Here is a 24,687-nt window from a genome sequence, read left to right as displayed (position 1 = left end):
TATTATTGGCAACTTTTTTTATGGCCCAACATTACTATATTACCCAACAACGCCAGCCCTAATATCATTTCAACAGCAACCCTTAGGCAAAATAATATTTGAATCCTCACTCCGTCCGCAAACTCTTCGCCGGTTTACTTACGGCCGCTTTAATCGCCTGAAAACATACGGTAAGTAACGCCACAAAAATGATTGCTATACAACCTATGCCAAAAAACCACCATTCAATAGTTATCCTGTATGCGTAGGCCTGCAACCATTTGTTCATTAACCACCATGTAATTGGAGTTGAAATAAATAAAGCTACTACAACAAGCCTCAAAAAATCTTTCGAAATAAGGCCGATGATAGTTGAAACCGATGCCCCCATCACTTTGCGGATCCCGATCTCTTTGGTGCGATTGGCAACAGCAAGCGCCGAAAGCCCCAACAGACCCAGGCATCCCAGGAAGATGGCGATTCCGCCAACCCAGCTAATAATGTTTCCCAACCTGGTTTCTGCTTTATAAAAGCGGTTTATATCTTCGTCGAGAAAATTATATTCTAAGGGGTAATCGGGCGCAATTTTCTTCCATGCGGAATTGATTGCAGTTAATGCTTTTGACGGATTACCCGGCTGCAGGCGCACATAAAAAAAACCGGGACTTTCTCCACTTCTGGCAAACTGATGAAACAACGCGGGCGCTACACGATCTGTAAGGGGCTCATAGTTAAAATCACGAACCACGCCTATCACCGTAGGGCTTTTAAAGCCAGCCTTACCATAGCCTTCCAATTGGCGGCCAATACAGTTTTCGGACTTCCATCCTAATTCCCTCATCATGGATTCATTGATGATCACAGCGTTTATGGTATCTGAAGCAATTGTAGGGTTAAAATTTCGTCCTGCAAGCAACTGCATTCCCAAGGTAGGTATGTAGTCGGGATCAATATGAAATTGTTTTGTATTGATAGGCTTACCCTGGTAATTAAAATCTGTAAAACCAGTTCCTTCATGTTCTCCCAAACCATTGTCGGCACTGGTTAAATCTGAAACACCGGGGTGCCCGGAAACTTCCTGTTTCAAAAGCGGGATTAAGTGTTTTGTATCCGGAATGCCAAAGGTTTGTACAACAAGTACATTCTCTTTATTAAAACCAGGGTTTCTTGATTCCATATAGTGCAATTGCCGCATAATGATTATTGCAGAAACAATAAGCACAGCCGAAAGTACAAACTGAAAAGTGACCAACCCTTTTGTAAAAAAATTGGCGCCGCCTAACTTAATTTTTGACTTCAGCACATCCACGGCATTAAAGCCCGACAATACTAAAGCGGGATAGCATCCGGAGAGTAGGGCAACAATGAGTAATAAGCCGGCAACAAGGCCGGTTAACTGTGGAAATTGCGTAAAAGAGAAACTCAGCTCCCTGCCCGCCAATTGATTGAAGTAAGGTAAAAGCAGGTATGCAAGTACCAGGCCTATCAGCGTTGAAAAAAAAGCGAGCATTAATGATTCTGTCAAAAACTGAACTACTAACGCTTTTTTAGTACCGCCAATAACCTTTCTGACACCAATTTCTTTTGCCCTGCTTGCTGAACGCCCAATGGAAAGCGTGGTAAAATTAATACAGGCGATTAATAAAACGCCGGCAGCAGCAATTAATAATATCCAGATTGACTTTGGATCGACAGGGGGAATCTTAATGCCTGCCAGTGCGGGGCTGGTATGCACATCCCCAATCGGCACCAGGTTGTACCCTCCAGATCCTGCCCCTGGAAAATGCCTGTGCCAGAAATTGGTTAACAACTTATTGTTATTTGCTAAAGTATTCCCGGGCTTTAACTGCACAATGGTCACAAATATATTCATCCACCAGTCCTGAGCCCCCATCTTTCCCGACTTAGTTTTAGCAAAACAATCAAAGTTGATAAGCATGCTGTATTGGAAGGAAGAATTGGATGGTGGGTTTTCGGCAATTGCTGTAACTGTAAAAGTTTCAAACACATCGCCAATCTTTACCTGGAATGCCTGGCCCATTGCATTCGTTTTACCAAATAATCTATTAGCGGTTTCTTCGGTTAAAACTATGCTGTGCAAACCGCTTATAGCCGCTTTGGCATTCCCGTATTTAAATTTAAACGAAAAAACATTGAAGAAAGATGAGTCGGCGTAGGCTATATTCTCCCGCCTCGCCTCATTTTTTACTTTTATAAACGTTTCGTAAGGCTGAATATAACGAACATAGTTCTCCACTCCCGGCAACTCCTGTTTCATGGCAGGGCCCAGCGGCATCGGGGTGTAAATCGTTCCTGCAAGCGCCTTTATATTTTCCGTCCCGTTTTTATCTAAAACAAGGTAGGTGTTAGCAGCATTTTTGTGAAAACCATCAAAACTAAATTCATTGATAGCATAAAGCATGAATAGGCTAAAACAGGCTATTCCAACAGACAAGCCAAATATGTTAATGAACGATAATGTTTTTTGTTTGGCCAGCGTGCGAAGGGCTATTTTTAAATAGTTTTTAAACATATAATTGCGGTTTAGTATTACAGGAGCCCAATTTGGCGGGCTTCCTGAACGCAATATTACCGGCTGCAAGTGTGATGGAATGGCCAATTTATCATTTGGCAACTCTTTTTTCAGGCCGTTCTTGTATTCCGCCGGCGTTTTGCCGGTAATCTCTTTAAAAACGCGGTTAAAAGTTCTCTGGGAATTAAACCCCGACTCATAGGCTATTCCCAGTAACGTAAGATGGGCGTATGCCGGGTCGCGCATCTTCCGGGCAGTTTCACGAACCCTGAACTCATTAATAAAGTCGCTGAAATTCTTTCCCATTCCCACATTAATAATCCGCGATAAATCGTGCGGATGGATATTCAACTTTACTGCCAGGGTGGCCAACGTCAATTCGGGATCCTCGTAAAAACGGTTTGAGGCTACAGCTTCCTTTAATCTGCGGCTTTTTTCTTTTGCAATATATCTATCAGTCAGCGGCGGGGTCACTTCTGCGACGCTAACTAATTTCAGCACTACTTCACCGGCCATCCCGATAAGTACAAATGCAACGATAAAACTTAAAGCATCATTAAACAGCCATAACACGCAAAGAAAACCGAGCAGATAAATGGCCTTTCCCAACCGGCGGAAGGCAAATCGCGGCCTATCCATCAGCACTGGCTGCAAGCTGTTATAAAAATGCCGAATCAACCGGTGCGACAGGTATAAATAAATAATAACAGACATTGGCACCAGCCAACCCGGCATCCAATATGCAAGCAGCAAGGGGCAAAAATGAAGGAGATCATTCCGGTGAAACTTCAGGTTTGGAGATGTCAGCTGCCGTACATAAAAATACAGCAACGGTCCCATCGCCGGTAAAAAAAACGGCGAAAGCCCGCCGGTCTTCATCACAATTACAGTTAAAGCGGCACTTAAAAACAGATTGTATTTTTGGCCTTGCCTTTTTGCAAAAGCTAAAAGCAATGCAAGCGTCAATCCCGAAAATAGGGTTGCCATGGCAACCACATATAAAAAGTTAGTACGAAATATATCAGGATTCAAATTATTTGATAAGCTTAGAGGCTTTTCCAAATTTACAATATTGATCCATACAAATCATGGTACCATAATATGTTTCCTGTACATAAACATATAGGCAAAAGCAGTTTTTCACCACCGAAAAATTGCAAATAACGAGTTTGGTTTAACTTATTAGACCGACCAATGCACCATATCATAAGGATAATGCGGATGATTGGCGTAACCGCTATCATCAAGGCCTAAAATTTTGGTTACCGCACCCGCTTCCCAGCACCAGTAACCTTTATATGAACTCTCTTTTTTATGGTTTTCGTACCAGGAGTCATCTTTATGCAACCTGTACCATTTATCAAGGTATATTTTCATTTCGCGTTCGGCATCAGCTTTGGGCATTTTAGTCAAATCGTAAATATCCCTGTAAGCTTCGCTGATCAATGTATCGGGTTGCGGGCCGCTTCCGGGTATTTTTGTGTTGATGATGTACCACAGCAGGGCATCGGGCGTCCAGGTAGGGTAGCTTGAACCGTTATCTGACTGGCGGATGTAATTAGTAACCGGTTCAAATACATCATCCGGTACATTAAGCAGGCTGCCTAATGCTACCATATCAATCATATCGGCATAAAAAGCGTCGGCATCCCAGCCTTCAGCGTAATACCCGGCAGCTGTTATATATTCGTTGTAGCAGATACCTATATCATTACCGGCAGAATAATTCAGGTAAACCAGGTCGAGATGTTCCATAGCCAACACCCAGTTGTTTATCGGGCGAAATTTTTCCTGCTGTTTCAGACTCACATTCTGATCCTGGTACATCTTTATGATCGACTGCTTTTTTTCAAACATTTTTTTAAAAAAAGCCGCGTCTTTATATTCTGCTCTTATTTTGGTTTGCGGTGCAGCTGCAGTGTCGCTTCCGCCAAATAATTTATCAAAAAAACCCATTTTATAATTGTTTAATTATGAAAACCATCCCGCTATTGATTTACCGATACCGCTTCCGGCCAGCCCTCCTATTATCCCGCCAACAACACCACCAACCACAGTACCAATACCAGGGCATATAGCCGTACCTATCAGCGCGCCTATTTCCGCGCCCGCTATACCTCCGGCAAGCCCGCCGGCGGCGCTTCCAACCGCTTCTTTGGTTTTTTTACCAAAACCTCCTTCTTCTTCGTAAGCCGAGTAAATGCTCAAAGCATCCATAGCTATACCTACAACAATAAGCCCCCGCCCGGCAACTTTACCCGCAACGCTTAAAGCCGGCGTACGGGCAATAAACTGACTGGCCCTGAATAAGCCATCGTTTGCACCGGTAGCAAACCTGCTGCCGCGTACCGCCTGCGAAAAATTCGACTCTGAAAGGGCGGTTAACGCACGCGAGTTGCGCATTGACGACCTAACGCCGTTCATGAAGCTCCCGGCCCTACTTGTTCTGATCTCCAACGCTTCGCTTTGTCCGCGCGTGGCTTTAAATCCGTTTGAGTTTATAGTTTCTGATTGCATCGATCCGTCGGGCCTCACCCTGATCACCTCGCGGTTCAGGCTGCCATCAGTGTTTGCCAACCTAACCCCGGCCTCATCGGCCGGGTTAATGGCGCCGTTGTTATCAATGTGGTTTCGCGTCCATCTTTCACTTAATTCGCGCCCGGTAGTGGTATTTTGTAACGATGCCGTGTTGTATTTGCCATCTGTAACTTTATACCCGCTGTTCCTGGCATATGCCCCGTCAATACCCGAGGCCGTAGGTTTATCAATATCAATAGTAGGGTGTTCGCTTCTAACATCACGAAAACCCTCCTGGCGGTGATAAACGTTGTCTTTCATTTCGCCGTAGTTACCGTGCCTGCGGTAATCAGTAGGGCTGTTTGGGCGCACCAGGCTCAGTTTGCCATTTTCAACATCGTAAATAGTGCCACGTTGCAATATATCAAGCGTATTGCTGTACGAGCCATAGTTAAACGTGCCTGCTCCTGCACCCGTTACCAGGGTTGAGGCAAGGCTCCCACCCTCGGGCGCGTTAAAATCAACACTTATTTTGCCGCCTTGTTTGCAAAGCAGGTTGGCATCTTCAAACAATAATTTATAGCCGTTAACCTTAACGCCTTTATTGGTCTTATCCCAATAAACAGGATCAAACTTACAGGCGCCGCCCGTTACCGAGCATCTGCCCATAGGTAAAATATTTTCGCCCGGCACCATATCGGCCTCGCTGGCCAAAAACTCGCCATAAATTTTGGTATTATTATGATGTGTTACCTTCAACCGCACCGGGGCAGACCCTTTATCGCATTTAAGGCAGCTATTGTTTGGAATATATTTTTTTGACATCGGATCTTAATTTTTTAGTTTAAACCTTCAGCCTTATATATGCATCGCGCTGTTTTTGCCAACCGGCTCCCGCGGAAGCTGGTGTTGTTCAATACGCCTGCACTGGTGCGCCGTAACCACTGTATAAAATGAGGGTACGTGCAGTTGCAGAAACAGATCGGCCTCCTGTAGCATATTGTTTTTAAACTTGTAGATCTCCTCCATTTCGGTTTGCAGATCAACCTTCAGGTTATAGGTATTTGTTAAATCCTTCAGCATCCTTACCAAAACAGGCCTGTCAAATTTTTCTTCATCAAGTTCGGCCTCGTTGGTTATGGTTACCTCGTTACCCTGCTGTTGGTTATGAGTATAGATAACCAACGGCAGATCGGCAGTGCCAAAAAAATTTTTCAATACCAGCGATGAGCTTTCGTCGGCCTGCCTGTTTTTATAAAAAGCCTGAAAAAAACAGCGGTAATGGCTGTACCCCATAAATGATTGCAAAAAACGTTTCGGATCCTGCAGCAGCCTGTCGGTTTCAGAAAGCATTACTTCAATCCCCTCGTGGTTACCGTATTTTTGGGCGATTTTTTGCCGGTAGCCGTTCTGCCAGCGCGATACGATAGCGCTGAAATTATTGATTCCGATAAATTTCCCTTCCAAATCAGTAATAACCTGCACCGGCGATTGGAACCATTCCATATCAGCCGCCCACTCATGAATAAGGGCAGTGCCATCCATATTCTGATCAAGCAGGATATATTCGTAAACCCGTTGTTTATCATCGTGGCTGATGAGTTTTATTTCAACCCACCTGTCCTGTACAAACTCAAGCACTTTGGTGCCTATAATGGTACGGTTGGATGAGCTGAGCTGGTACCATGAACTTTGGGCGATGTTTATAGGTAGTATATTCATAATCAGGATTGATTAATTTCAACATCGCCGGCCACGATATGGGCTATGCTGCCACCGTTTAAATGCATTTTATCAGTCGAACTGATCTCGGCTTGTTTACTGCTCGATGATAATTTCCCGGCGGCGGCATCAAAAGTTATATCTTTTGCCGATGCGGACAGTTTGATACTTTCAGTTTCACTGGTAAAGGATATATCTTTTTTGGCGTTTGTTGTAATACCTTCGTCCTGCGCTGCTACCGCTATCGATTTTTTGGCAGTCATGTTGATGATGCCCTCTCCCCCGCCATCTTTAGCCGGCGATGATGTAAGGTTGATGCTGTTACCCGCGTTGATATTAATATCTTTGGATACCAGTGTAAGCGTATTTGGCGCGTAGATGGTCACCGTACCATCGCCGTTAAGGGTAACCACGTTTCCGCTGGGATCTTTTACGTTGATGCTGCCATTGCTATCATCAAGTATCACCGTGTTGCCGCTTCGGGTAGTGAGCGCTTTGGTTTTATTGGTTTGATTACCGCCGCTGCCGGTTTTGCCGCTAAACATGCTGCCTATAACAATTGGCCTTGCTATATTGCCTTCTTCAAAGGCCACCAGCACCTGGTCGCCTACTTCGGGGATAAATACGAAGCCGCGGTTTTTATTTACTTTGTCAGAACTGCCTGCATCGGGTGCCACAACCCTTAGCCATTCGGTAACATCATTTGATGTGCATTGCCATTTAAATTTCACTTTAATGCGGCCGTGGCCATCCGGGTCGGCATTGTCAATTACATCGGCCAGCTGCATATCAGGGTTGGGTTTTTCGGCAGCCTCTACCGGGATCCGTTCAGTATCCGAAGTAACCCCTTCAAAAGTGTTTTGATAATGGCCAACGCCATCTACCTGGTGATAAACCGCCGTTACCAGGAACTTGCCAAAATCCTGCAGTTCAAAAGCCCCGGTACCGCGTACGCTCATGCTTACGTTAAGCGTTTTGCCCAGGCCAACCATTGGGTTGTCGCCGCTGCCAACTATGGTTACCAGCTCGGATATCAGGGCTTTTTGCTGGTTATTTACAAAATCTTCAATCTCTTTTTTGTTGTTTACACGTACATTAACAGGCTCATTATATACCTTACTGAATACTTTGTTTGAAGCGTTGATGGCATGCGCCAGATCGGGTGTGCCGCCTGATGAGCCCTGGGGTTGCGACGAAAGTACCTCATCCTGCTTAGGGTTGTAGGCAAACTTATTATGTTTTAATGGCGCTATCTGCATGGCGTATTGTAAACTGTGCAAATCGCGACCGTAAACCAGTCCTACTTCTTCCTGCTTATCGGGCTTGCCGAAGTTGAGTTTGGCACCATCATAATAAAACCACTCAAAGTACTCGGCCGAAAGACGGTTGATGAATTCAAAATCACTTTCGCGGTATTGGATAATATAATCGATGGGCGATGTATTGGTTGGTTTTATATTAAGATTAAGATCATTGGCAGGTGCATCCTGCGTTGCCAGGCCGATAATGCTGCTCAGGTTTTTGTTAAGGTAGGAGCCCAGATCCGGGCCGCGGTCTATCAATATAGTCGGGCTAAAACCGCTCACCAGGATATCACCATGGAAACCGTGGCTTTGGGCCAGCTCTACTTTGGTAACTATCCCGCTAAACTTGTTCTCACCGCTATCGGCGGTGCCAAACTGAACGGTAATATTTTTACCGATAAAATCCTTCGAGTTTTCGAGCGTAACGGCGTTATACTCTTCAACCATATCATGGTTAAACCTGAGCTGAAAAGTATGATGTTCGTTAAAACGCTGATCAAGATTAAAGGTAGAGAAGTGCGTGATCTGCGTACCTTCAATATTGATATCTACTTTAAGTTTCTTTTCCATAATTCGGCTATAAAATCCATCAGCCTTTAACCGGCCATGGGCTGTAATAACTTATAATTTTATATTGTCCGTTAACTTTGCCAAATACAAACCCGTACGATGTTTCTTTTCCGTTTTTCTGCACGTATTGCTGCTGTAATTCATACAGGGTGCTGCCCCTATCGGTAACTTTACCTACCGTTTTATAATAATTTTCGGTTGTTGCCCCGTCAATTTCCGACAGATCATCCTCGGTGCTTTTGGGAATAAGGCGCAAGGCATCGGCGTTTAAAATTGCCGGTTCGTATTGCGGATATTCGTTCGCGCTTACCAAACCTTCGGCGGGATTAATGGCTGCGGCACCCAAATCATCGTTTGACCATTGGGGCGTTGTTTGCAGCGGGAAATAGAACATTGCTGCCAGCTGCTTTTTGTTTTGTTGCAGCGCGGCAGCTTTAAACTGCTTCAGAAAAGCACGAAAAAGTTGCTCATCGGTAATACCGGCCTTATGTATTTTTTGCTGCGCGGATCTGGCTACGGTTTTGGCCGTATCAGCAGCCGGGGCAGCCGGGTTACCGCTGCAACTACTAACAGGGCCTGCTATGCCGGCGGCAAGCAGTAATAATACAATATGTTTAATGATCCTCTTCATCGGTTAATTTCTGGGGATGCTGATCAGCGCCCTGTCTTCCATACGTTTCAGGATAACGGCAGCCCCCATTTGCTGCGATACGGCATCGGCATCAAAAACACCGTCCTTAACGTATTTGCCTTTCACATACTGGTTCGAAAAACTCCATAGGTAAGGCGTATGAATTCCTTTTTTTGCATATCCGAAACCATTGTAGCCTTCCAGCTTTTGTAAAATGAACGGCAGGCTCCAGTTGGTTACCCTATCGTATTTCATCAGCTTCAGGGCATCAACAGCGCTCTCTTCAAATGTAAACGGAGGGCCATGCCCTACCTTTGGTCTGTTGGCCGGTACCTGCACTGTATAGCCCGTAAGCGGATCGCCGTTGTGCAGGTGCTTGTTAAAACTAAACGAACACTCCATATAATGCACACAGGCAATAAAATACCAGGGTATTGCGCCACCGCCGCCAAAAAGATTAATGAATGAAAAAGGATCAGTTTGCCCAAACCTGCCGCTATCAAAACCAAACCTTCCGGTATCAAAAAAATTGTTTCCTGAAATGCGGCCGCCAATTTGCGGTTTGGTGATCACATCAAGCATGCTTAGGGGCTGGGCAGCAACAGTTGTATTATTTGTTGTTAAGGGCGTAGTATTATACCTGTCAAAAAAAGGGGTATATACCGATGCGAAAAGATTTTTACTGCCCGAAACCGATAGCGCGTTAGCGCCAAGGCGCACCTGGTTTGAAATACTTTCATAACGTGCACGGTTTACGGTTACCTTTTCATCAATCACTTTATCAACTTCGGCTACTTTTTCTTTGGTGATAACGCAGGTGTTAAAAAGCAGCACATATTCCATGGGGGTTGGAATTGATGATTTTTTTACCTTTTTTTTTGTGGTTGGTAAGGCTGGGTTTATGGTTCTTTTCTTTTTTTTCATAAGGTTTATAGCAGCACCTAAATAAAACTTTGTTAAAAAAACACGGAGGCGGATATTTTGCATCCCCTCCGTATCTTTTTTAAAAAAGACAGTACATTTAAGTACTGCTATATTATTTAGGCCAGTCGTTTTCGTGTTCGGCGTTGCCTATTTTCAGCTTACGCGCCGAGATCACAAAACTTAATGACATCGGGTTGTTACCGATGATCGAGATGCCCTCATTATATTGAATGATGTAACCATCTTCAAAATTAAGTTCCTTCATTTTGGCATCTTCTTCGGATTTTTTGAAAGTGATGGTGCCATGAATTGGTTTGTACTGGCTGTTCACCATCGATTCGATTACCGAAGTATCCTCCGTCGATTCAACCTCAACCTGGATGGTGCCACCATACACACCTGATGACGGACGGCCTTTTGAGTCAACGTCCCTGTTTAATGAATAGCTGCACTGCAGCACGTCGAATTCTTTCGATCCTAAACTAATTCTTGCTTTGAAAGCCATGATCAATAAAGTTTTAAGTAGATAAATAAATTAATTGGCCCTGAGGGCAAACAGATAACAATAACCGGCAGGGATTAGTTTTTACCTGGCCAGTCGTTCACATGCTCGGCGCTTCCCAGTTTCAATTTGCGGGCCGAGATCACAAACTTCAAACTCATCGGAGTTGCGCCTGTAATGTCAATACCTTCAGAATACTTTACGATGTAACCATCCTCAAAAGACAGCTCTTTCATCTTAGCGTCTTCTTCAGATTTTTTGATCAGTAAAGTACCTGCAATTGGTTTGTACTGGTTGTTCACCATCGATTCGATGATCGAGGTGTCTTCGGTCGATTCGATCTCAATATCGATCGTACCTCCATAGATACCTGAGGACGGGCGTCCTTTCGAATCTACATCGCGGTTTAGTGCATAAGAGCAAGTGAGCACATCGTAGTCCTTGCCCGAAAAATTTAATCTTGCTTTGAAAGCCATAATGATAAATTTTAAGAGGTTAATAATTTAATATAGATGCTTTGCGCATCTATATTTATAACTACAATGCAATTAATTTATTGTTTCAAGAAAATAATAAATATTTACTTAAATAAGTTTTAACCCAAACGAATATAATTTTTGAAGCCACTTTTTACTGTATTCGTTATCGAGCGTGTAGAGATGCCCTATGGTGCTGGTGTGTACGGGTTTGATACCCCGTTTTTCGAGGGTAAGTTTTTTTACTGCAAGGTATGTTGGCTTCATATCAACCTGCCAATCGTGCCATGCTGCTTCATCCAAAATGGATACGATACGACCGGATCGCCCATTGAAATTAACTGTAGGTCCGCTGATAAAAACCTGGTCGGGCATAAAAACACGATCAAAAAAACCTTTAATTTTCGAGTTGATTGAATCTTTATAAACCGGGCAAAATATCACCAGGTGCGATGCCCATTTTATCGCGCTAACCGAGCTTTGTAAATCAGGTTCGGGTTCGTTATTGCTTAACGTAAATTGCTTATTGGGATTAAATTTAAGATCGGCAATGGCTATTTCTTTTACCACGGCTTCGGCGGCCTGCGCCCCTTCTTTATAGGCATTAATTAATGCCGCTGTGGTTGGTGTTTTGTCAATGTCCGCGTTAATGATCAACAGTTGCCTCATCAATACAAACATAAACAGTATTTAACAATAAATAAAGTTATGCCTTTCGTTAAATTAACCTAAACTGCACACAGCGTAGGTTTAATATACCGCTTTCACCATCGCCTATACGGGGCACCTACGGAGCCTGGGAATTTCAGAACAAGGTGTCTATAAACACGTTACTCCTACGGAGTACTTTGCAAGCTTTTGATACTCCGTAGGAGTAATGTGTTTATAGACAAATAAATTATAGTTTTTAGGGCTCCGTAGGTGCCACGTTTCTACGAGCGATTCCTTGCTACTTTTGACGACCCGCCTTTACTGCTGCTTATATTCGCTGTTCCAGCTTGGGCTTGCATCCTCGCCTTTATGCCCGTCAAGCTTTACTACAAAGCTTTTAGCCGGGAAATATGGGGTGATATTGATATCCAGGTGGATGCGGTCTTTCTGTTGCTCATCGCGCTCAAAACGTAAAATTTTGAAACGTTCTATCAAACGGTCGGGTCCCTGGATGTTATCCAGAAATTTCACGATTTGCGAGCGCAGATCCTGCTCTGTTTTCGAGGTCCAGTTTTCAAAAGCGCGGCGGTTTAAAAAGTCGAACAGTACTTTGGTGATGTAATCGAACACGCGCACCACCGAGTAGGTTTGCAAACCAATATTATCGCCGTTAAACAATGTTTTGGCCGAGAAAGCCATCACTTTGCCGTACTCGTTAACCATCGGCACCAAACCAATCCGTTCCAGGTGAGAAATCTCACTTTTTTTCAGATCGAAGCGCACGCCATCAACCTCGTTTACCGCGCCATGTTTTTTACCTGCCGTAACCTGCGACATTAAGGTATAATACATTTTGCCCGCTAACGCGGCCGAACCGGGGATATACAGATCGTCCTCCTCGCCCGCTTCAGCTACCTTGCCGCGGCCAACCAACCAGTTACAGGTCATGATGGTGTTTGATTTAAAGGCATCGCCGCCTGTTAAATTGGCCGAGGTAAACAGGTCGATCACATCATCGGGCTGCTCCAGGTCGGCAAAATCGGTTACCAGCATCACCTTGTTATCATAGGCCATTTTCGACCAGCGCTCAACCACCTTGTTCGAGCCCAGGTAACCAGGCACAACCAGTATGGAGTAATTCTGGCGCAGATCAAGCCTGTCGTAATTTTGTTTAAGCTCGCTCCCTACGTACTCTATAAAGCGTGGGTTATCCAGCTCCTTCAACTGATCAAGAGTGGCGTTCATCAGCACAACGTTTTTCAGTTTGTCCTGCTCCGTATTTTTATAAAACAGGTGCACGGTTCGGTAAGCCTGCTCCAGCTCCCGGGTACTTTCCAGTACATTAAGAACATTTTTATTCAGATTTTCTTCAACGCTTTTCAGCTTTCCGGCGCTTTTTTCGATGATATCACTAACTGATTCACCGTCTTCCAATGCTTCAATCCATTGGTTAAGTTTCAGCTTCAATTCGTCGCGTTCGCCTTTCTTTTCATCATCGGTTAAAAAGATCTGCTTACGGGCTTTGCGTTCGGGGTTAAGGTTTTGCAGGCCATCAATGGTAGCTTCCAGTAAATCAAAACCACCAACTTTTGATAGTTTATCCAAACTGGTTGATAAAGATTCGGCGCTGCTTCTTTCTTTTATTTTCAGAGCCTGGCCTGTTGAACTTTCATTCAGGATCTGCTCGTTCGGTGTTGCCATGATCGTGTTTTTAAATGTTTAGGAATAGCTTATTATTGGTCAAGCTCTGCTACGATGTTTTTTAACGCATCGATAAAAGCCTGTTTGGTTTCGGCATTATCAAGCGTGGTTTTAAGCGTTTTATTGGTTTTTAACTGCTTCATAATGTTGAGATACATTTCACGCTGAATATTGAGCTTATGCAGATATTTGCTTTGCTGTACCAGGCTTTTAGGTGCAAAATCGCCCAGGTGATTAAAATAAAACGTTTCGGTAACGCCCGAGCCGTCTTCTTTTTCAAGCTCAACACTTACTTTGGGTTGATAATGTGCAAAAACTTCGTCAACATTTTTTAAACCTTCAACCTTTTCAGGTCTCAGCGGCTCGTTATCAGTTAATTTTTGGACAAATAAAGTTTTGTTGGGAGCTATTTCACCAAATGCTTCTGAGGTATCAACTTTCGTTTCATTTCCCCCTATTTCGTAATTGAACATAGTTTTTAATTGATAAATGATAAGTTTTGAAAGTATTTAATTTATAATGCTATAACGTTGAAATTGTTTGCAACAATGTATATTTCAGTTAATTTGTTTAACTGATACTCCATAACAATTCGTCGTTATCAGTTTTTTTATCTATAGCGATAGTATTACCCTTCTTTAATTCGCCCGAAATAATGTAGCGCGAGATGGGCCTGCGTAACTGGTTCCTAATCACTGCAGAGAGCTGGCGGGCACCGTATTTAGGCGTAAAACCGCTTAAGGCCAGCATGCTTTTGGCATCGTCGCTCAGTTGCATACTGATGCCCATTTTATCAAGCGCCTGGGTAAGGCTTTTAAGCTGAATGTCGAAGATCCGTACCACGTTTTCTTCGTGAATCGGCGCAAACGGTACGATCTCCGAGAGCCGGGCCAAAAACTCGGGCCTAAACTCACCGGCCATCACTTCCATTAACTGGTTGGATGTTGGAATCTGCCCCTTACCAATTTGCTCAGCCACCCATTCGCTGCCGATATTGGATGTAAAGAGTACCAGCGAATTAGAGAAATCGCCCTCCTTCCCTAACCTGTCGTGAATGTGCCCTTCATCCAAAATCTGTAAAAAAATATCGAATACCGATGGGTGCGCTTTCTCGATCTCGTCAAACAAAACCACCGAATACGGCCGCTGCCTGATCTTGTTCACCAGTAAACCACCCTCCTCATAACCCACATAACCGGGAGGCGCACCGTACAGCAAAGCTGCCGAATGCTCTTCCTTAAACTCCGACATATCAAAGCGGATCATCGCTTTTTCATCGTTAAACAAAAACTCGGCTATTGATTTGGCCAACTCTGTTTTGCCTGTACCTGTTGGACCTGATAAAAAGAACGACCCTATAGGCTGGCCTTTTTTGTTCAAGCCGCTGCGCGATTCGAGGATGGCATCGGATACGGCTTTCAGCGCCTGGTCCTGGCCTACCACGCGTTTTTTCAGGAAGCTTTCCATACCTAAAAGCCGTTCTTTTTCCTGCGCCTGGATCTTGCCCAACGGGATACCCGTTTTATAGGAAATGATGGCGGCTATATCATGCTTATCAACCACCTCGGTTTTGTTTTGGGCCAGTAGTTCAAGATCGTTCAGGTTGCGTTCGAAATAGGCGATATATTCATCTGCTGTTTCAAAAGTGTCAACCTGGGTTTCATCTTCCAGTTTACCCAGCAGCACGGCGCTTATCTTATTGCGATATAAGCTGTACAGCCATTTATAATCGCTTAAAGGCGCCGGTTCGGGTTGGGCTATCAACTCATCCAGCTCGGCGCGTAGTTCGGCCAGCGCGCTGTCTGTAGTATCATTCATTAAACGGATGGCGGCCATGGTACGATCAAGCAGATCGAATGCAGAATCGGGCAGGCGGCGATCTTTCATGTAGCGTTGTGCCAGGCGCACGCATTCTTCGGCAGCGTTATCATGAATTTTTAAATCATGATGTTCCTCATAATGAGGCACCAGCTTTTTCAGCATTTTTATCGCGGTTGCCGCATCAGGTTCAATAACCTGCAATACCTCAAACCGGCGACTAAAAGCCTGCTCGGGTTCAATATGCTTGCGGTATTCATCAATCGTGGTGGCCCCTATCACCGTTATCTCGCCACGGGCAAGCTCAGGCTTAAGCAGGTTACCTACCCCGCCGCCTATCGGGCCTTTGTTATCAAGCAGTGTATGGATCTCATCGATAAATAAAATCGCTTTTTCAAACTGTTTAATCTCCCGCAGAATATTCTTCAGCCTATCTTCAATCTCACCTTTATAAGATGCCCCCGCGATGAGCGAACCAAGATCAAGCTCAAAAAGCTGAACATCTTTTAAGGATACGGGCACCTGGCCATTCACAATGTTAAGGGCAAAACCATCAACCAGCGCTGTTTTACCAACGCCGGCATCGCCGGTTATCATTACGTTTGGTTTGGTGCGGCGGCTTAAAATTTCCATTACCATGCGGGTTTCGCGCTCGCGGCCAATAATGGGATCAACCTTGCCTTGTTTAGCCAAACTTGTACGGTCAACACAGTATTTGAGCAGCGCCGTTGTTTGTTTAGGCGCATCGCCGTTATTTTCATTGGATGCAGGAGAGCTAACCGCGTGGTTCACATCTTCATTACTCAGATAAATATCGAGCAATTCGCGCTCCTTTACCGGGAAGGATTTTAACTGGTTAACATCAAAGCCCACGTTAGGCTTGATCAACGATATCAGCACACAAACAGGCGTGATCAGATCCTGCCCCAACTTAATACGTACGTTATCGGCTTCTACAAATACCTGTTTTACCTGGGCGTTACCCAGCATTTCATCGGGTACGGTTAAAGCTGCGGCGTAATCTTCGATGCGCACCTCGGCCCAGTCGGCTATGTAGGCGGTATCTTTGCCGATGGATTGCAGCAGGTTTTTTAAACCCACTTCCTGGTGCATCAAACCTTTTAACAGGTGCGCCGGGCCAAACTCTTTGTGATGATACTCTTTGGCTAATGACTGCGCTACCCGCACCGCCGTTTTTACCGACTCGCTTAAATTAACTATATTCATAATGCTATTGCAGGTTAGCCTGGGTGATGTAATAATAAGTTTTTCCGTTTGATAAAAAATGCTGGTTGGTGATAGCCGCCCGCTTAATCACGTCGCTGCTATGGATCAGGTAGCGGATATAGCTCTCAAACATGGCTTGCGGCATATTATCTGTACGCTTTAAATCACCTACCTTTTTGTTATAAAAATCTTTTTTACCGGGCAGGGGCAAACTGGTAACCCGCTGAAAATAATCGGCGAGGGTCATATCTCTCACGTCTCCGCCGGATATATTGAGGCCCAGGCGTTTGGTGGCCACATCCACATAATTATCAACCAGTTTCGAGCGATAGTCGGAAGCGTCCTGCTGCAGGTTTTCGCCTATCATCAATGATAACAAGTCAGCCAGTTGTTTGTAATCCTGCTCGTTCAGTATCAGCAGGTATTGCAGTTTTCCCTGGCTTTTATCTACCAGGTCTCTTGGGGCATCGGCAGTTAAATAATATTTAAATGCGTTGTGCGGCATATTATTGCCCAGCTCGGTTGATGGCTGGCCCTGTTGCTGCATCACCAGCGGCTGCACGTAGCGGTTTTCGCGGCCGGTAAGCCTGAAAGCGCTATCAAGCGTATGGGTCTGGTTGCGGATATCGTAATCGGTTTCGCGCATCAGCCTGTCAACCGCCAGGCTCATGGCCTGGTTTGATTTTACTACCCGTTTTGGCGGAAACACCACCGCTCCCTGGATGAGGCTTTTTTTAGGAAAATCGAGATAAAAAGAAACCGAATCGGAAAGCGAGGTATTAAACTGCTGCACATTGGTAAGGCCTTCGCCGTTAACCATGCGCTGCTTTTTATAATCGGCCAGTCGTACTGCAGATTGTGATACCATTTGCCTTGCCTGGATCACAAAATCGTTATAAATGGAATTATAATCGCTAAACAGCTGGATAGCCAGCAAACGCGCGTTGGCAGCCGTTATCTGGCTCACTACCGAACTTACGCCTTCCGAATTATGATCTATCGCGCCGGTAGTGCCCACCAAAATAATAAGATTCGTTTCATCAGGATGATTGCCGAACAAACCTATCCCGGTACGGATCCCGTCAAAAACAGGTTGCGATGTTGTTACGCCCGAACATTTGCCCGTGGCATCTGCCTGCGATTCGAGGTATTTTACCAGCGTGCGATAATCGGCATTTAGGGGGCTCGACTGGATGCCGCCTACCTGGCAACCGGCAGCGTTGCGGTACACTACCGCACCGTACCTGATCTTATTACCTTTGGTATGCTCATCAAAAATCTCACCGAAAGATTGAATGGTACTGGTTATCCCCGAAAAGTAGTTACGCATTGGGCTGCCGCCATCCACCACAAATACCACATTAATATGATGCACGTTGTTCCTGATCTGGAGATAATCTTTATAAGCCAGGTGCCCGCCCTTAATGTTCAATACGCTGTTATGGGTTTTATCATAAACATCAGCAGCAAACCCGAGGCTGATATTGCCCGAACCCGATCCGCTTACCGGTATGCTGAGCAGCAAAGGCGCATCGTCGGCCAGTAAGGGATCGAACGCGAAGTAGTTCTTACTGCCATCACCCTTAATTTTTAACGATTGATTGATATAAGCGGCGACAGAATCGTTGGTAAGCGGCTGGTTTTCTTTTGCCGATCCGATGTATAGCCTGTCGCCCCAGCTATGTACGGCATCGGCGGCTATCCAACCGTAAACGCTGCCTGCCGCGTTATCAGCAATCAATTGCGGATCAGAACCTACCAGTACCTGTTTGCCATCGTCTGATTTTTTGTAAACATACACCACGCTGTGCAAGGCTACCTTAGTTTTTTTCTGGCTCAGATCGGGCGCTGTAAAAATGTATGCCGAATCTGTTTTGTCGTAATAAAAATCGGGCATGGTAAGCGGGCCTTTACCGCTTATTACGGTAACGTATTTTGAAGGATACCCGTTTTGACTTGTAAAAGCCGATTGCCATGGTAAAACCTTCGAGATGCTGATCCAACCGTAGCTTTGTGAAGCTTTTTTATTGGTGAGTTTTTTTCCCTGCACCATGCCGGCATCATATTTAATCAATTTGATAAAGCCATTTTTTTGCTCGCTTACATAAAAAGGCTGCATAAAGCTGATTTTTTTCATTACGAGGGTGCCGCCCGGCGAGGTATAAGTATAATTTTCGGCCCTGTCTGAAAACACGATCCAGGGTAGCGACGTACGATCGTCGGTATTGTAAATACTGGTGCGCTCGTCCGGTTTTTCAAAGGCTTTGGGCAGCGTTACTACCGTTTTGCCAAGCGATACCGGCGATTGCGCGTTGGCCGCGATGGCCATACAGGTTAAAAAAACGGAGCTTATTATATTTTTCATGTTGGTGATGCAAATAGGTTTTAAATTGGTTTATCAATGCCTTTTTTCGGGAGCTGCGGTAGTGGCATGCTGCTTTACCGAAAGCATGCTTGAGCAGTTTGATTTTGGTTTCATGGTAACCTGGGCCTCATCAATATTAATGCCTCCGCCAAATGTTAAGCGCATACAATACGAATACAGATCGGTACGTTTGCTGCCATCGTTATCTTCCAGGTTCACGGTTACTTTTTCATCACCGCAGAAATACCGCCTAACCAGGTAATAGTAATGACGGTTAAAATCGCGGCCGTTGGCTATGGCCTGCAGGTGCGCGCGGATATCATCAATAACACGGCGCTCACTTTCGCCGGGATTAACAATTTGATTGGCAAATGACGAGTCGGGATTGGAAATGCGCATGCGGTGATAAACCGGTCGCCTGCTTTTATCTGTGCTTAGTTTTATTAAATAAATACCCGGATTATGAAAAGTGTATAACGCGGTTGGCCCTTTAATATCCACCCTGCCGGTTTCGCCGAAAGACCATTCGAAGATGCGGGCATTACCCTGTGCTTCCAGCCTTACCTGTTCATTTACAATACCCTGAGTTGGACCGTTTATGGTGATCAGGGTATCGGCTGCCATACTTGGCGTCGAATCTTTAACACTCACCGGAAATTGCTGCGTAAGATTGCCATCAACAGTAAGCCTGATAATATAATCGCCTGCTTTTTTAAAGTGATAGCTTCCGTTTTGTTGGATTGATTTATCGCCGTTACCAAACTCCCAAAGCCAGGTTTTGGCATTGGCCGTATTGTCCGAGTAAACCAGATGTTCGTTCAGGGTTATCTCATCCTTCAGGATGCGGGCATTGATCACTCTTTTATCAAACAATGAACTCCGCAGCAGGAAAATGATGCCGGCAATAACCACCACGGCTAAAAAGATATATAGAAAGGTATAGGTGTTGCGGTTAGTATCGACGGGCCTGCCGTCGTTGTAATCGTTTTTCATTTTGCTTAGGTTATATATGGTAGATGTGTGTTGAGTTTTACCGGGCCATGCTCATGTTTTGCTGCAATTGCCGCTGCGCTATGTGGCAATCATCAACTGAGCCTTTAATGTTCCGGATGTCATTGTAGTTGCCGGTTAACTCGCGTTTATCATAAAACAGCGCCTGCAGCAGTTTTGACGCCTGGATAAAACACTTATACCGCTCATCATAAGGCCGTCGGTTATAGTATGATTTAACCGCGCCTATTGATCCGCCTATGTCATTTTCCAAAAAAACCGCCTGTACGTTGGGGTTAAACTTTACTATTTTGCTATAAGTGGTATCAACGGTTGGCAAGGCTTCGGTAACCAGGGCTTCAAACTGCTCTTCTTCGGTTACCTTTTTGGCAAACTCTGTTTTTGACGTGAGGCCTTCATTGTTGTAGTTATAAAATATGGCTACGCATAAAATTACCGATGCCACTAAAAACATCCCCGTAAACAGGAGGAATTTCTCCCTGCGTTCTTTTAAGCTGAGTTTTAACATCGCATTTAATGAGGGTAGTGGTGGTTTAATTGGTTAATGGCCGTTTTATTTACCCGGCTACAGGTTTCCAACTGCGACCGCAGGCTTTCAATCTGAAACCGTGTAGTAAAAAGTGAGTCTTTAATACTGGCAATTGTTTCAATATCATTACTCAGCTTTTTATACAGCTCAAAACTTTTAAGCGGGTACGGGTTACTTTGCAGCCGTTCCTGGATGTGTTGGTTGCTTTCCTGGATATCGTTAAGCAGCAGGGTTTGGTTATTCAGCTCCTGCGAGTTCATTTTTGCATACTGCGATAGCTGCTGCATACGCAGTAAAATCAATTCAAAACTGTTGTTGATATCGGTACGGAGCGCTATGAGTTGGTCTGTTTTTTTAACGCGGGCGTTTAGCAATTGGACTTCGCGGCCCGAAGTGGCAAAAAAACAATAAACAATGATAATGGCAAAGCCAAGCAAGGTAATAAGGTACGCGATAAATTTTCGGTAGGCCCGGTTCAGGTCGTTATTGTTTACAGGTTTCATCTAATAAATTATAGTATCGGTCCGGTTTATTGCGGCTTAAAAAAAGCCCATTTTTATACTATTAAACCTTTGTTAGTTATTTAACTTACAGTATAATAATTATCAAAAAATCAATAATTTACAAGCTATATGTAACTAACAAAACATATCTACAACTATTTTGGAAAATAAATGTTTATAAAAAGTTGAAATTTAATACAGGGACTAACCCAATAATATGACCTATGCTCAATCAGCTTTATTCAAAACCGCTCCGCTTTGCCCATATTAATAATGGGCAGGATCTTGATAAACAAGACCTTGGCAGATCGATATCGCAGTACATTGAACTTATTATTTTTACCCGCTACGGCGAGCACCGTTACAACCCCGAGTTTGGTTGCGAGATCTGGGATCTGGATTTCGAACTGATCAGGAGCGAGACCATTTGGGAGGAAAAGCTAAGGCAGTCGCTGTTACGATCTATCATCAAATTTGAAAACCGTATTTATGATATCGATATCAGCGTAAACATTACCGAGATTAATAAATTTTACCCTTTGCGTAACGTGAGCGAAATCAAAAAGCGGGTAGAGATCACCATTAAAGGTAAATTAAACAAAACCGGCGAAACATATTTATTCAGAACCGCTTTATTCCTAAGCCCCCTATCGGCATAACCTATATGAGCACTTTATTTTATAACTCGAAAGAAGAGATCAGGAACCGCATGCTAAAAAACGCCACCGAATTTTGGGGAGTTCAAAATGTAAACGATGTTGATCCGCTGGTGAAGCTTTTGGTAGAAGCGTTGAGCACCGAGTTGTTTAACCTGAATAACGATGTTAAAAACCTGGAGCAACGTATTCTGAACAAGATTTCGAGGATCCTGGCCTCTGACTATCTAACCGCCCCCCTGCCCGCTCATGCCATTTTGAAAGGCAAACCCGTTGAGGCATCAGAAATGGTGAACATCGATAATCATTTTTATTTCAGAAAAGAATTGGCTGCCGAAACAGGTAAAACAGCGCCCGAACATCTGGATATTTATTTTACCCCCGTAGGCGCAACCAATGTATTTAATGCTGAGATAAAATACAGCTTTAACGGAATTTACCTGCATGAGCATGTTGAAAATGGATTGAAAAGCACTTTACTTAATGCCCGCCCCGGTGCTTTTGCTGAGCCCAATACGCTTTGGATAGGGATAGAAACCGCGCCATCGCTAAATAAATTTCAAAACGCGGGCCTTTATTTTGAATGGCCCGCCTATACCACCGATAACGATTTTTACAGCTTGCTACCGGTAACCAAATTTTACCTTGATGGCTCGCAGCTTGACATAAAGCCGGGGTTTATGTACACTGATGAGCAGGATAACGACGAAAAACCCCTGTTTTATGATCAGCATATCATCAACCTTATTACAAGGGATATCAAAGCTTATTACCAAAGCCGTTGTATTTCGCTAACTGATGAGAGACTTGGCAATATATCGGCCTTCAAAACAAACTACCCTGCCGAATTATTGCCATTTTTTGATGAGCAGAACCTTAAGGCACTGAAGCCTTGCCTATGGCTTAAAATTGCTTTCCCGGCAGCTATTCTTCCTAACGCTATTGATAACCTGCAGCTGCATTTAAGCTGTTTCCCGGTAATGAGCAGGCGGATGCACCAGCAAAAATTCAGGATTAAGGAGGTGAGCGACATTATCCCGGTAAAGCCGGGCGCCTATGATTATTTTTTATCCGTTCATGAACTGCATGATGATAACGGGGTGAGGTATACCGAAATACCCTACAGCCAGGCCGGCGTTAATTACGAGGGCAGCTACTCTATCAGGAACGGCGGAGCTGAGCGGTTTGATTCGCGCAACGCCAGGCAAACCATCGAATATCTTTTTGAATTACTTCGCGATGAAAAAGCGGCCTTCGCGGCTTATGGCAGCGATTTTTTAACCGCTGCCCTGAAAACACTTGAACAGGATATCTCGGTTATCGAAAAAAAATCAAAAACATCAACAGATAACCATGAACTGGTTAACTACCTGGTGTTGAAACCGGCAAGCAAAGCGGCTATGCTGTACCTTAAATTCTGGACAACCTTTGCAGATAATGCTAACCACATCCGTAAAGGCTCGAGGCTGCACCAGGCAGAAGCGGTTAAGCTTAAACCAGATACTTTGAGGCTGCTTACCACCACCACCGGTGGCCGCAACAGCCTTGGTGCTACCGAACGCATCCAGGCCTACAAATACGGCCTCACCACCAAAGACCGCATAGTTACCCTTGCCGATTTAACAAACTTTTGCAAATACGAATTAGGGCCGAAGATGAAGAGTATGCGTGTGGGCAAAGGCGTAAACATTTCACCCAACCCCAAAGAGGGCTTTATTAAAACTACCGATATTTATATCAGTCCGGCCGCTCACGGGCTTTCGGCACAGGAATGGGGCACTTTGCTTGATTTGCTAAAATCGAAACTGGAAAACCGGAGTGTGATGGATGTGAATTACAGGGTGTTTACGGAATAAATTGGGGCTGGCTAATGTCAAAATATAAAAAATGTCATTTCGAAACGAGGAACGAGTGAGAAATCTTGTACGCCCGCTATGCTTATCGAGCTTGCCCGGTTGCTTGGCAGGGCGTACAAGATTTTTCTTTCGCCCCTGCCCCCTATCCTACCCACTGCTCTATCGTAATGACAAATTCTAATATTTTGGATAAATTTACATCTCAAAGTTGGGCTTATATAATCATCATCCCAAATAAGTAGTATACCCCAAAGTAGCATTAGCCCCCACCCCGCCTATCACCAATTTTTGCGAAGCAGCATCGGCCAGCAGATTAAACTGCGTAGCTGTACCCAATGGTATAAAGTACGATAACAATACATCAATAGCCTCAGCCGCGATTGTTCCGGGCAAAAACTCGAGCATGCGGGTTGCGCTAACCGGGCCTATGTTCATCATCAGCTTTTGTTCGATTTCCTTCACCTTGCCTGCAATAAAGTTTACGCCTAACGTTCCGCCGCCAAGGGCTGTACCTGCTTGTGAAGCCGGGCTGTTTTTTTGTTTGGGGAAAATTGTTTTGTACTGCAGTGTCACCGGCACATCAAACATCATATGAATAACGCTGGCCGCAAAACTGATATTATTACGCTGCTCATGAATTACCGGCAAAACGTGAATGAGAATGAGCATTTGTTTTTTGGTGAAACACTTAAATTCCTGCCACTCTTTTAAAAATATGTTGATGAGCTCATCATACTCATTTTTTTTGTCGAGCCTGCTCTCATACAATTCAACCAGGGTGCGGAAATAATTGAGCTCGGCTTCAAAGGGTGCAAAAAAGCGGCGGGTTTGCTTTTCTTCTTCCCGCCGGGCTTTAATATCCTTAATCATCTCCTCCTCGGTAATCATCACGCTCGAAGCCGGTGGCCTGTGGAACAAGCCTTCGGGCAACATATCATAAAAACCATCCCGGTTTACATAAATGGTTGTTACCGGCTTTCTGCCTCCTGTTTTTTTATCGATGGTGATGCCGGCAATTTCCTTGGCATAGGCCCGCTTTTTGGGGCCTTTGGGCAGGATTACCACATCGGCCGCATTAACCATTTCATTCTCAATAATTTCGGCCGCTATGGTTGCTGCTTTAAAATCGGTATCTATCTGGTTAGGCTTTTTTATGCGCATTTGTTATTTAAATAATTGATGTTATCCAAAACAATAACCAATATTATCGGT

20 protein-coding genes are annotated in these 24,687 nt (G+C 44.4%); 2 read left to right on the top strand and 18 right to left on the bottom strand.

Translation table 11 applies throughout. From position 1 onward, the window contains the following. Positions 1 to 106: 106 nt before the first annotated feature. The 17 genes from HYN43_RS06535 to HYN43_RS06455 form a co-directional block, all read right to left on the bottom strand. Positions 107 to 3,499 (bottom strand): ABC transporter permease, encoded by a 3,393-nt coding sequence (locus tag HYN43_RS06535; RefSeq protein ID WP_119408679.1) that lies wholly within the window; start codon positions 3,497 to 3,499, stop codon positions 107 to 109. Positions 3,500 to 3,694: 195 nt separating this feature from the next. Next, entirely contained in the window at positions 3,695 to 4,468 is a 774-nt protein-coding gene (locus HYN43_RS06530) for a PoNe immunity protein domain-containing protein (protein ID WP_119408678.1), read from the bottom strand. 15 nt (positions 4,469 to 4,483) lie between these two features. Further along, the gene (locus HYN43_RS06525) at positions 4,484 to 5,854 is read right to left on the bottom strand and encodes a PAAR-like protein (protein WP_119408677.1); all 1,371 of its coding nucleotides are present in this window, start codon (positions 5,852 to 5,854) and stop codon (positions 4,484 to 4,486) included. A gap of 33 nt (positions 5,855 to 5,887) precedes the next feature. Beyond that, positions 5,888 to 6,751, bottom strand: coding sequence for a hypothetical protein (locus HYN43_RS06520; RefSeq protein WP_119408676.1), 864 nt, complete (start codon positions 6,749 to 6,751; stop codon positions 5,888 to 5,890). Positions 6,752 to 6,753: 2 nt separating this feature from the next. Then, positions 6,754 to 8,625: a type VI secretion system Vgr family protein gene (locus HYN43_RS06515; RefSeq protein WP_119408675.1), complete on the bottom strand. Its 1,872-nt coding sequence runs from the start codon at positions 8,623 to 8,625 to the stop codon at positions 6,754 to 6,756. A gap of 19 nt (positions 8,626 to 8,644) precedes the next feature. Then, positions 8,645 to 9,256 carry a hypothetical protein gene (locus HYN43_RS06510; RefSeq protein WP_119408674.1) on the bottom strand — a complete coding sequence of 204 codons (612 nt, stop codon included), beginning with the start codon at positions 9,254 to 9,256 and terminating at the stop codon, positions 8,645 to 8,647. A 3-nt stretch (positions 9,257 to 9,259) separates the two neighbouring features. Beyond that, positions 9,260 to 10,180, bottom strand: coding sequence for a hypothetical protein (locus HYN43_RS06505; RefSeq protein ID WP_162996340.1), 921 nt, complete (start codon positions 10,178 to 10,180; stop codon positions 9,260 to 9,262). A 112-nt stretch (positions 10,181 to 10,292) separates the two neighbouring features. Beyond that, positions 10,293 to 10,685, bottom strand: a complete 393-nt coding sequence (gene tssD, locus HYN43_RS06500) for a type VI secretion system tube protein TssD (protein WP_090531686.1) — start codon at positions 10,683 to 10,685, stop codon at positions 10,293 to 10,295. A gap of 74 nt (positions 10,686 to 10,759) precedes the next feature. After that, positions 10,760 to 11,158, bottom strand: coding sequence for a type VI secretion system tube protein TssD (gene tssD, locus HYN43_RS06495; protein ID WP_090531688.1), 399 nt, complete (start codon positions 11,156 to 11,158; stop codon positions 10,760 to 10,762). A gap of 108 nt (positions 11,159 to 11,266) precedes the next feature. Next, positions 11,267 to 11,839 (bottom strand): NAD(P)H-dependent oxidoreductase, encoded by a 573-nt coding sequence (locus HYN43_RS06490; protein WP_119408672.1) that lies wholly within the window; start codon positions 11,837 to 11,839, stop codon positions 11,267 to 11,269. 288 nt (positions 11,840 to 12,127) lie between these two features. Then, on the bottom strand, positions 12,128 to 13,510 hold the full coding sequence (locus HYN43_RS06485) for a DUF5458 family protein (RefSeq protein WP_119408671.1): 1,383 nt from the start codon (positions 13,508 to 13,510) through the stop codon (positions 12,128 to 12,130). 32 nt (positions 13,511 to 13,542) lie between these two features. Next, positions 13,543 to 13,983: a type VI secretion system contractile sheath small subunit gene (locus HYN43_RS06480; protein ID WP_119408670.1), complete on the bottom strand. Its 441-nt coding sequence runs from the start codon at positions 13,981 to 13,983 to the stop codon at positions 13,543 to 13,545. A gap of 97 nt (positions 13,984 to 14,080) precedes the next feature. Next, positions 14,081 to 16,555 carry an ATP-dependent Clp protease ATP-binding subunit gene (locus tag HYN43_RS06475; protein ID WP_119408669.1) on the bottom strand — a complete coding sequence of 825 codons (2,475 nt, stop codon included), beginning with the start codon at positions 16,553 to 16,555 and terminating at the stop codon, positions 14,081 to 14,083. Positions 16,556 to 16,559: 4 nt separating this feature from the next. After that, positions 16,560 to 18,920, bottom strand: coding sequence for a type VI secretion system protein TssR domain-containing protein (gene tssR, locus HYN43_RS06470; protein WP_119408668.1), 2,361 nt, complete (start codon positions 18,918 to 18,920; stop codon positions 16,560 to 16,562). 33 nt (positions 18,921 to 18,953) lie between these two features. Further along, positions 18,954 to 19,913 carry a PKD domain-containing protein gene (locus HYN43_RS06465; RefSeq protein WP_119408667.1) on the bottom strand — a complete coding sequence of 320 codons (960 nt, stop codon included), beginning with the start codon at positions 19,911 to 19,913 and terminating at the stop codon, positions 18,954 to 18,956. 37 nt (positions 19,914 to 19,950) lie between these two features. Next, a complete protein-coding gene (locus HYN43_RS06460) occupies positions 19,951 to 20,439 on the bottom strand; it encodes a type VI secretion system transmembrane protein TssO (protein WP_119408666.1) in 489 nt (162 codons plus the stop codon). A 5-nt stretch (positions 20,440 to 20,444) separates the two neighbouring features. Then, the gene (locus tag HYN43_RS06455; RefSeq protein WP_119408665.1) at positions 20,445 to 20,963 is read right to left on the bottom strand and encodes a hypothetical protein; all 519 of its coding nucleotides are present in this window, start codon (positions 20,961 to 20,963) and stop codon (positions 20,445 to 20,447) included. A gap of 224 nt (positions 20,964 to 21,187) precedes the next feature. Between HYN43_RS06455 and HYN43_RS06450 the strand changes: the two genes are divergently transcribed. Together HYN43_RS06450 and HYN43_RS06445 are read left to right on the top strand one after the other, a co-directional pair. Beyond that, the gene (locus HYN43_RS06450) at positions 21,188 to 21,622 is read left to right on the top strand and encodes a GPW/gp25 family protein (RefSeq protein ID WP_119408664.1); all 435 of its coding nucleotides are present in this window, start codon (positions 21,188 to 21,190) and stop codon (positions 21,620 to 21,622) included. Between the two features lie 5 nt (positions 21,623 to 21,627). Beyond that, positions 21,628 to 23,475 carry a type VI secretion system baseplate subunit TssF gene (locus HYN43_RS06445; protein WP_119408663.1) on the top strand — a complete coding sequence of 616 codons (1,848 nt, stop codon included), beginning with the start codon at positions 21,628 to 21,630 and terminating at the stop codon, positions 23,473 to 23,475. A 225-nt stretch (positions 23,476 to 23,700) separates the two neighbouring features. Here the strand turns inward: HYN43_RS06445 and HYN43_RS06440 are convergent, their stop codons facing one another. Next, complete coding sequence (locus tag HYN43_RS06440) at positions 23,701 to 24,636, bottom strand: type VI secretion system baseplate subunit TssG (protein WP_119408662.1); 936 nt, start codon at positions 24,634 to 24,636, stop codon at positions 23,701 to 23,703. Between the last annotated feature and the right edge of the window lie 51 nt (positions 24,637 to 24,687).

It is taken from the genome of Mucilaginibacter celer (assembly GCF_003576455.2).
Taxonomy (GTDB): domain Bacteria; phylum Bacteroidota; class Bacteroidia; order Sphingobacteriales; family Sphingobacteriaceae; genus Mucilaginibacter; species Mucilaginibacter celer.
This window is presented reverse-complemented; position numbering and strand designations above follow the sequence as displayed.